This is a genomic window from Christiangramia sp. 3-2217-3z (assembly GCF_051195275.1).
In the GTDB taxonomy this organism is placed as follows: domain Bacteria; phylum Bacteroidota; class Bacteroidia; order Flavobacteriales; family Flavobacteriaceae; genus Christiangramia; species Christiangramia marina.
Genome location: NZ_JBNJLI010000031.1, coordinates 1 through 1,731, shown reverse-complemented (window position 1 = coordinate 1,731; position 1,731 = coordinate 1). Strand labels below are relative to the sequence as shown.

The 1,731-nt window shown below is 29.3% G+C and carries 1 protein-coding gene; it reads left to right on the top strand.

Annotation, left to right across the window (positions count from 1 at the left end; translation table 11 throughout):
* Nucleotides 1-793 precede the first annotated feature (793 nt).
* Nucleotides 794-1,447 (top strand): DMP19 family protein, encoded by a 654-nt coding sequence (locus ACSHZO_RS15785; protein ID WP_298248417.1) that lies wholly within the window; start codon nucleotides 794-796, stop codon nucleotides 1,445-1,447.
* The last annotated feature ends 284 nt before the right edge of the window (nucleotides 1,448-1,731 follow it).

Sequence of the window (1,731 nt, the reverse complement as noted above, 5' to 3'; positions counted from 1 at the left end):
GATCTCGAACGAAAAAAATTATATTTGAATACCTAACTTTTTAATACGCTTTGTTGCGCTACAACCTTGAATCCAGCTAAATATGAAAATGAAATGGTGAAAAATATAGACTTTTTGAAAAGAGAACCTAAAGCTTTAAAGCTAATGTACGCTCTCGCACTCTTGATATTTATCTTTAATGCTTTTTTGTTCATAAAAGAAGGAGAAATTAATGGTTACCTAACTATAACCTTTAATCTCATTCTGATAATTTTTATAATCCGCCTTGCAATATTTTCAAGTCAGAAAAAAACTATTGATTAAATTATATTGATAGTATATAAATCGTGATTACAATTATATTGTTGATAAACAGAAAATAGAAAATGATTTTATATCATAGCAAACTGAATATTTAAAATAAAGGTGCATTGAATGAAAACTAATAACAACAACTTTATTAGGACCGAACCAATATTTTTGAAGTTACTCTACATCATAGGTTTTGTTTGCGTTATCGCTTCTGTCATATTAATGATGTTTAATAAAAACATAAGTTTTATTTCAATATTTGGGTTTTCGTTAGTAACGTTATTCTATACTCGATTTTTAACCGGTCAAAAAAGTAAAATTAAAGATTAGTTTAAGCCACAGTGGGTAACAACGGTTAATCGCCAATAAGCGGTAGCGTTAGAAAGAAAATAATTAACTTGACCAACAAACCAAGAATAAGCCGACAAATCCGCATCCCATACTCCGCCAACTGGCGATAACCGTAACCGTTGTGTGCTATTTATAAGAAAAAATTTCTCCGATGGATAAAAAGAGAAAAAAGGAAATAAAAAAAGAATATCTCCGACAAGAACTTTTAAAACAAGTTCAGAGCGATAATGAGATAATTGCAAATTGGGCAAAAGAACGATTAGGAAAATCAAAAGATCAACCTGATCTAAAAAAATTAGTATTAGAGAATGATGAAGATTTAGAAGAAAAAATATTTTTTCTAATTGAAGATAAAATTAAAAGGATTAAAAGAGATAACAGAAAACCATCAGATAATGAAGTCTTGCAAAAATTATCCGATCCAGAAAAATTAGTTTTCTATACATACATTCTAGATTCAGAAATAGCAATAAACGGCGTTCTTAGTTATTATATCAATTCTGCCGGTGAGCATATTATACCAACTTTACATTTACTAGAAAATTTAAAATTTGAGCCTATTATTTCAATCTTAGAAAAATCAATTGGAAATTTTATAGAGTTGGAAGAAGGCGATTTTGAGTATTGGTCGGGAGATATTTCAAAATGGAAATCGATTGAAAACTCAATAAATAAAGAGTATTATATAATAAAAGGGCGGAACTATAGTTTTCATGAATTTGACCAGGATTATTTAAAAATTGAAGAAGAGTTTAGAAAAATTCGTTTTCAATATATTCGAAATAATATTGAGAGTTTTAGTTAATAAACAGCACACAACATCGGTTCATCGCAAATAACGGGTTATTCCGAAAAAGTGTAATTTTAGAAACCAAGAAAGATAATGGTTAATCCGACAAGTCCGCTTCCCTACTCCCGCAACTTGCGATAACCGTAACCGTTATACACAAGTGCTCCGCAACGATTTTAGCTACTAAAAACTATTAGAATCCAATCTGAAAAATTCGAATTTTAAAGCCTTCAATTGATAATTTTGAACTAAGAATCTTTTGTTTATCGATAACTTTCGAAATCCTGGTTCTATTGAAA

Bases quoted from the DNA above. Each gene is read 5' to 3' on its own strand.
- ACSHZO_RS15785 (WP_298248417.1), top strand. From the start codon at position 794: ATGGATAAAAAGAGAAAAAAGGAAATAAAAAAAGAATATCTCCGACAA.